The 6,976-nt window shown below is 48.0% G+C and carries 4 protein-coding genes and 1 pseudogene; all 5 read right to left on the minus strand.

Annotation, left to right across the window (positions count from 1 at the left end; all coding sequences use genetic code 11):
• On the minus strand, window positions 1–1,027 hold a 1,027-nt coding region (gene cysS / locus WCO51_07865), incomplete at its 3' end, for a cysteine--tRNA ligase (protein MEI6513177.1).
• Window positions 1,028–1,534: 507 nt separating this feature from the next.
• Window positions 1,535–2,044 (minus strand): annotated as a pseudogene (gene cysE / locus WCO51_07870) (serine O-acetyltransferase).
• Window positions 2,045–2,287: 243 nt separating this feature from the next.
• Complete coding sequence (locus WCO51_07875; GenBank protein MEI6513178.1) at window positions 2,288–4,309, minus strand: glycoside hydrolase family 65 protein; 2,022 nt, start codon at window positions 4,307–4,309, stop codon at window positions 2,288–2,290.
• 64 nt (window positions 4,310–4,373) lie between these two features.
• Window positions 4,374–5,174: a prepilin-type N-terminal cleavage/methylation domain-containing protein gene (locus tag WCO51_07880; protein ID MEI6513179.1), complete on the minus strand. Its 801-nt coding sequence runs from the start codon at window positions 5,172–5,174 to the stop codon at window positions 4,374–4,376.
• Window positions 5,175–5,226: 52 nt separating this feature from the next.
• Window positions 5,227–6,976, minus strand: a 1,750-nt coding sequence (locus tag WCO51_07885; GenBank protein ID MEI6513180.1) for a glycoside hydrolase family 65 protein, incomplete at its 5' end; no start/stop codon positions are given.

Below are 6,976 nucleotides of genomic sequence, written 5' to 3' on the forward strand. Positions count from 1 at the left end.
CGCTTCGATCACAGACTTCCGTTTTATCTTCAAGCCAACGTTGGGCGTTACTGACTGCTCGTTGAACACGTCCCCAACCGGCTTGTGCCTCATCCAATCTGTCAAGACCGTAATCAATTGGCGATCGATAAGACGTGCCTAGCAGATATAAACGAATAGCTTCCGGCGAATATTTCGCGAGAATGGCATTGACCTTTGCATCATTTCCAACCGACTTGGACATTTTTTCGCCGCCGGCAGTGATAGCACCCCAGTGGAGCCAATATCTGCAGAAATCTGCTCCGCCTAAGTACGCTTCCGATTGGGCGATCTCATTTTCATGATGTGGGAAGATAAGGTCGGTGCCGCCTGCGTGAATATCGAAATTGTTTCCCAAATATTTCAAGCTGAGAGTAGAGCATTCAATGTGCCAGCCAGGACGCCCTAGCCCCCAGGGGCTTTCCCATGAGGGTTCACCTGGTTTTGCTGATTTCCATAAAGCAAAATCAAGGGGATCTTTCTTTCGCTCATCGACTTCAATACGTGAGCCTGAAATCAAATCAGCAGGATTGCGCTTAGAAAGCTTTCCATAGTCTTTGAACTTGGTAACAGAGTAATAGACGTCCCCATCAACTGCATAGGCGCATCCCTTATCTATGAGCGAAGCCACCATATTAATAATATCCTGCATATTGGTGGTGACCCTGACGAATTGAATGGGCTTGATGTTAAGGGAATTTAATGCTTCTTCATAGATGGCCGCATACTTGTCAGCAACTTCAATGGCAGTGATGCCTTCCTGCTTCATTCGGTTGATGATTTTATCATCGATATCGGTAAAGTTCTGGACGAAATTCACTTCGAACCCAAGTACTTCAAACCATCTTCTAATGATGTCCATGACTACCGCACCGCGTATATGACCGATGTGCGGTGCATCCTGTGGGGTGAGGCCGCAGGCATACATTGATACTTTGCCAGGTTCACGAGGCGAAAATTCTTCTTTTTGTCCACTCAGTGTGTTAGTAAGTTTAACATTTGGGAGCATAAATGCTTCATCCTTTTCCTGCGTTCATCCCTTCAATCATGAAGAGAATTCAACCTAATAGGATACTTGGATATTCTTATTCTTTACATCACTCTAGTCTGCTAGATGAGTAAACCTTTAAATTATTTTGCAATACAGTATATCAAAATCGCAAGAGCAATCTCAATTGGTCGATTATTTCTTTCCGTCAGATGGGACTTGCGTATTCGATCTTCCATTAGCTTCGAGTTTGGAACTCAGCTCAATTATTTTGGTTTCCAATTCGCGAACACGTTTGGTTAATTCTTGCACATCATCGGCTTTAGGTTCTGTAGTAATTCTATTCTTCTCCAATATCTCTAATCGTTCTTGGAGCTGGTCAACTAGTTCACTTCCATTTTCATGGTGTCTATGGCGAGCGGTCTCCAATCGTTCAAGCCGTCGTGTCAACTCACCGATTAATTCACCTTCAGGGTCGAGGCGGTTGATGGTGTTGTCTAAAACATGAGTTTCTTCAACTCGAACCCCATCTTGAACGACAATACGTCCCGGAATACCGACCACGGTGCAGTTAGGGGGGATGTCTTTATTGACAACCGCATTTGCGCCGATCCGGCTGCTGTCGCCGATAGTAATACGTCCGACAATCTTTGCACCCATGCCGATGATAACATTATTACCAATTGTCGGGTGCCGTTTAACCTTTTCTAATGTGGTTCCGCCCAATGTGACCTGGTGATACATCAGGACATCATCGCCGATTTCAGCCGTCTCGCCGATAACTACTCCGTTGCCATGATCGGTAAAGAAACGACGGCCTATGGTTGCGCCGGGATGGATTTCAACTTCAGTAAAGAAGCGGGTTGATTGCGATAGCCAGCGCCCGAGTGTTTTTAGATGATGTGTCCATAACCAATGCGCGATCCGGTGCGACCAGATAGCGTATAAGCCGGGGTAGGCAAGCACTTCCCAAATATTTCGTGCCGCAGGGTCATGTTCAAAGACCACGCGGATATCTTCTTTTATGCGTGTAAACATTGTCAAAAAAATTAGCGTCTCTAAGTATATTATACTACGTAATACAATCCCACAGTAGCGGTGAACCAGGGAACACATAAAACATTACAAAACAGAGCAACCACTTATGCAAGAAGATGGTTGCCGCATCTCTTCGCTCTATTCAAAAAAACTTAAAAAGAGGGCGAAATTTAGCCATAAGTAAACGCCAGTTATAGTTCCCCTTCAATAATGGAAGGGGAACTATAACTGTTGATTCGTATTTTATTCGAGATACTTCAACTCTGCACGTTCTTGTCCCTGGTATGCGGTTAGCTTGGCAGGGCGACCTTTTGCCCAGATGCGGTCGATTTCTATGCCTTCCCAACCTTCGGGCATCACAATTGGATGTTTGCACCAGCCTTCGATTGGACCGGAATCGAGTGTGAGACCAGTTAGACCATATTGCAGCGCCATAAGGAAGCCCGCCATATTGGTGAGGAAAATCGTATCCTCGCCGCCGGTGAATTCTGTGAATTGATCGTAAGGCTGTTTGATTTGAGTGAGCATTCCGGCTTCAAACATCTTTAATGAGAGCTTGCGGTCACCGGCGCGCGCTGCCCATACACCGCAAAGACTAGACAACATTGCACCGCCGATAAACGTATGCGCAAGGTCAAGATAGTACTGATAAGTTGCACTGTCGACCGCAGGGCTATGCGTGTAACCGAAGGGGAAGAAACCAAGAAGTGTTTCCGGACAGCACAACCCTCCCTCATAAACATAACTGTCATGCTTGAGGATGACCTCTTTTTCAATCGGGATGAAGAGGTACTTTTCGATATCGCACCAAAGTTGCGGTGGTTCTGCGCCGAGTTTTCTGGCAAACGCGATGGCTTCTCTGAGCACCATTACTGCAAGGATATTTGTGAAGCCGTTGTTGTGAATGTTATCGATTCCTTCATCTACTCCGGTGATATGGCGTAGTTCGTAGCCGCGTGTGGTTTTGGTAACGCGACTGGTCAGCCATTCGACCACAGCGCTTATAACCGGCCAGGCTTGTTGGCGTAAAAAGAGCTCGTCGCCCGTTGCATGGACATATTGGGCGAAGGCATAGGCGATATCGAGATTGACATGCTGTTCGGCAACGCCTGCGCATCCACCGGCAAAGAGGGGGGTGACTTCGCCCCCGCTAAGATCACTTTGCCATGGATACATCGCGCCGCTGTATCCGTGCATCGCTGCGTTATTGCGAGCTGCAGGGAGCATTCGCAACCGATAATCGAGCATTGAGCGAGCCGCATTGGGTGATGTCAGAAGCACTGGCGGATACATAAAGGTTTCGGTATCCCAGAAAATATGGCCGTAATAGGTTGGACGTTCGCTTAACCCAAAAGGCGCGATACTGCACGGGCTTGCGGCATGGATGCTGGTATGAAGGTAATAATAAGCGGCATCAGTGACTTCCTGCCAGCGATTATCAGCGCCGATGAGCTTGATGCGCCCTTTCCAAAGTTCCGCCCAGGCGTTGCGGTTATCTTCACGAAGCTTATCCCATCCTTGCCAAATGCCGGCTTCAATCATGCGCGCAACTTGCCAGTGAGGTTCGGTATGCATAATGCCGGGGATCAGGCATCCGACCTGCCGCATCTTATATTGCTGCCCAGGTTGGGCTTTGATGTTGAAATGTTTGAATTGAGGACCAGTCTCACAGCCGATATAATCGCCCATAGTCCCCTGAAGGTCTGACCCGATAAACTCTGCCAGAAAGCCCGCGCCGAGTTTGGAGATACCCCCATCACTTTCCCAAAGGAGAATCGCGTCCGCCTTCTTGTTAAACATACTGCGATGTAGGCTCTTGCCTGGGATTTTAGTGGCATCGAGCACAGATGAGAGGGTTAAATTGCACGGTTTATCGACTTCGACGGTGATTTCCTGCATAGCAAGCGTTGGGGCAGTGCGGCAGCAGAAGGTTAGGACATGAACCTTAATTGTAGCTTCGCTGGAGACATAATCGAATCGAGTTTCAAGTTCACCATTTGAAAAGTCATAAGTCTGCTCGCGAAAAATGACCTTATCAGGATGATTTGAAAGCTTGTTTCCCCCAATAGATATGTCCGCACCAATCGGATTAGGCGCTTGGGCATATCCTTCCACACTTTGACCTGGAGTAGCTCCCGAATAGCCATTCACTAAAACCGAAGCATTCAAAAACGGCACTTTGCCAAACCGAAATCCAATCAGACCATTGGCGAGATAGGCAGGGGCGAACTCGGGTGAGTATTCATTAATTACATATTTCTTCATCGATTAGTCTCCTTAAGAACAAACGCCTTTATTGTACTGGGAGACACTCTATTGAAGAAAGGGCTTACTGACAATCGCCGTAATTATTAGCGGGGGCGTCCATGTTTCTTCGGTCGGGCTTGTAACGGCAGTAATATTTGCCAGGGGCGTATTTGAAACCGCCGCCGACATCTTCAACTTTGTATCTAGAGACATGCCCATCCGCATGGACAATATTGGCGCCGGTTGTATGACGGTCGTTAAAGATATCCCATCCGAACGGCCAAAAGTCACCATCATTTATTGATTGGCAACTTTCTTCGTATAATAGGAAGGTATCCGAAGGGAAATTAACGACAGAAAGGGGAATGGGAGGGCCGCCATTAATATTGAATGTGTGATTCATCGTGTAATTCACACGGGCAGTACTGCAATTGTACCGAGTCCTGAAACTTTTATAATACCCAAGAGATTCATTATAATCTTTCCACCCGTACCAGGATGGGCATTTATAAATTTCCTTGTTTTTTGTGTAAGACCACAGGCTTCCTAGTTCGGGAAAAGCGATTGTTTGGCAAGCTCGCCAGTCACCATATCCGAGGACACGGTTTGTGCAACGAGAATCATAACTAGAGACCACACATACCCATCCGCATTTAGCCCAATCATTACGACCGCAGTCTCCTGCGAAGGGATAGCGTTCATTGTTATCAATCGTGTAAGCCCAAATACCTTTACCCAGTTGAGCCATGTTGTTTAGACATGCCGTTGTTCGAGCTTTCTCGCGAGCAGCAGCAAATATAGGGAAAAGAATTGCCGCCAAAATAACGATTATCGCTATCACAACCAGCAATTCAATAAGTGTAAAGCCTCTTTGTTTGAACATATGTTAATCCTAACCAACTTATATGATAACATACTTTCCGGCTACGAACATGCTAGAACTCAATCTTTGCCTTGGCATCACCGTGCTTGGCTGATAGCCTGGCAGGATTAGATTGGACGTAGATGCGGTCAACTTCAAGACCGTCCCAACCTTCAGGCATGACTACCGGGTGTTTGCACCATTCATTTGGGTTGGGTGAGTCGAGTGAGAGACCTGTTAGGCCGTAAAGAAGGCCCATTAGGTAGCCGGATAGGTTCGTTAAGAAGACGGAATCGTTACCGCCGACGTGCTCGGTAAAGATCATAAAGGGTTTGAGTAGCTGAGAGCCGATGCCGGAGTCTAGCATCTGCCGTGAGAGTTTACGATCCCCATTACGAGCTGCCCATACAGCGCATAATGGAGAAAGCATCGCTCCGCCAATAAAGGTGTGCGCGAGGTCGAGGTAGTAGCGATAGGTTGCCGCATCGACTTCGGGGGTATGGCTGTAACCGAAGGGGAAATAGGCCACCAGCACTTCGGGACAGCATAACCCCCCGTTATAGACATAGCTGTCATTCTTCAAAATATGTCCATTCTGCGCGTCGATGGGGATGAACAAATTCCTTTCAATCTCACCCCAAGACGCCGGAGGGGTTTTGCCTAATTGTTTAGCGGTTTCCATCACTTGCCGTAGGGCGATCTTGGAGATGATGTTGATAAATGAGTTGTTATCGATCTTGGCGATACCCTCATCGATACCGGTGACGTGGAGGATTTCATAGCCGCGGTTGGTTTTTGTCACGCGGCTGGCAATCCATTCGGCCACCCCTTTCATCACCGGCCATGCCTGATCATGCAGGAATAAATCATCGCCGGTGGCATTTGCATATTGAGCGCAGGCGATTGCCACATCTTGGCTGACATGCTGCTCGTCCCATCCTGTTGAGGACATTGGAGTGACTTCACCGCCTGATAGCCCGCTTTCCCATGGGAACATTAGTCCCCGATAGCCATGCAGAGCGGCATTTCGTCTGGCAGCATTCATTCTTTCCCATCGATAATCTAGTATCGCTCGGGCAGAATCTGGAGCGGTTAAAAGCAGTGGAGGGAACATAAACACATCGGTATCCCAAAACACATGTCCATAAAAGGCGTGGCGACGGCTGAGGCCGAAGGGGCTGATACTGCATGGCATTGAAGGATGGGCGCTTGAATGCAGATAAAAGAAGGCGGCATCGGTGAGGTCCTGCCAGCTCTCGTCAGCGCCAATTAGCTTAATGCGCCCCTTCCAAAGCTCCGCCCAGGCCTTACGGTTATCTTCACGTACATTTTCCCAACCGCGCCATTGACCGGCTTCAACCATGCGCGCAGCTTGCCAATGGGGTTCTGTATGCATCACATCCGGCACAAGACTTCCCATCTGCCTAATTCGATAGTGATGCCCTGGCTTAGCATCAATCATAAACACTTTGGCCGGTGAGCTTCCCTCATAGCCGAGATCGCTCTTTTCAATCGATTTCAGGTCGGGTCCTTCGAACTCGGCCATTAAAGCTGCGCCGATTTTACAAAGCCCGCCATTACTCTCCCAGAGCACTGCGCCATCCGCTTTAGTCTTGAGCATTGCCCTAAATGCTTCTTTACCTGGAATACCAGTGCAATCAAGAATCGCTTTCACCCGAAGGTCGCAGGGCTTATCTACTTCAATATTAATTTCCTGCAGCGCCAGGGCAGGGATAGTGCGGCTAACAAAGGTGAGTACGTGAACTTTAACCGTCACTCCTGCCGCTACGAAATCAAATCGAGTATCAAGCTCACCATTGGAG

Source organism: bacterium (genome assembly GCA_037131655.1).
Lineage (GTDB): Bacteria > Armatimonadota > Fimbriimonadia > Fimbriimonadales > JBAXQP01 > JBAXQP01.